Below are 1,323 nucleotides of genomic sequence, written 5' to 3'. Positions count from 1 at the left end.
GCCGCACCTCGTGCGCGGCGACCAGATGCCGGGCCACCAGCGCACCCAGCCCACCGGTGCCACCGGTGACCAGCACCGCGCCCTCCGGCCCGAACACCGGCCCTCGATCCGAGAGGTCCGCAGCGGGAGCCAGCCGTGGCGCGCGCACCTCGCCGTCGCGAACCGCCACCTGAGGCTCGCCACTGACCAGCGCCTGCTCGATCAGCCCTTGCGGCACATCCTCGTCCAGGTCCAGCAGCACCAACCGGTCCGGCTGCTCAGACTGCGCGGCCCGGACCAGGCCCCAGATCGCCGCCTGCGCCGGATCCGGGACATCACCCGGACCTGCCGCCACCGCGCCGCGCGTGACGATGACCAGCCGCGAGTCGACCCGCTCCTCGGCCAGCCAGTCCTGGATCAGTGCCAGCGTCGCATGCAGATCCTGACCCCGGACCAGGACCGCCTCGGGCAGATCCACAAAGTCGATCGACACCAGATCCAAGTGAGTCAGTTCGACCCACTGGCACGTCTCGTTCCCTGAAACGGCTGGGACGGCGGACCAGTCGAGCTGGTGCAGCAAGCCCTGACGCTCCGAGGCGGCCAGCTCGGCGGTGGACACGGGCCGCAGGGTGAGCGCCTCCACCTCGGCCACCGGCGCGCCACTCTCATCGGCTATGGCGAGCGTGATGTCGTTGCCATTGGCGGTGACCTTGACGCGGAGCCCGGTCGCGCCCGCCGCATGCAGCGACACCCCGCTCCATGCGAACGGCAGATACGGCCGCCCAGGCTCCGATCGCGGCAACAGCTCGCCCAACGCGATGGCGTGCAGCGAGGCATCCAGCAAGGCCGGGTGCAGCCCGAACCGGGCCGCTTCAGCGTGCTCTGGCAACGTGATCTCGGCGAACACCGCGCCACCCTGCTGCCAAGCCCTGCTCACGCCCTGGAACAGCGGCCCATACTCCAGACCCGACGCGGCCAGCTCGTCATAAAGCGCATCCACCTCGACCGGCTCAGCACCGACCGGCGGCCACTGGGTCAGGTCAACCAGCGGCTGCGCGTTCTCCTCGGTGAGCAGGCCCTCGGCGTGCCGCACCCACGGCTCGGCCGTCCCCGGACGCGAATGGATGCCCACCGACCGGCCACCGCTCTCATCGGCCGGACCGGCAACCAGCTGGATGTGCACCCCGCCTTCGGCCGGCACCAGCAACGGCGCCGCAATGGTCAGCTCCCGCAAATGCCCGCAACCCAGCTCATCGCCGGCCCGCACCGCCAGCTCCACCAACGCCGCACCCGGCACCACCACCCGGCCATTGACCGCATGATCAGCCAGCCACGGATGCGTGG

General features: G+C 71.1%; 1 protein-coding gene. It reads right to left on the bottom strand.

Features of this window, described 5'->3' with window-relative positions:
• The coding region (locus ACIBX3_RS61235; protein ID WP_397130036.1) for a polyketide synthase dehydratase domain-containing protein at positions 1–1,323 on the bottom strand (1,323 nt) is incomplete at both ends.

The organism is Nonomuraea sp. NPDC049480, assembly GCF_044465905.1.
In the GTDB taxonomy this organism is placed as follows: Bacteria; Actinomycetota; Actinomycetes; order Streptosporangiales; family Streptosporangiaceae; genus Nonomuraea.
Note: the sequence above shows the minus strand (reverse complement) of the source record. Positions and strands in the feature narration are given on the sequence as shown.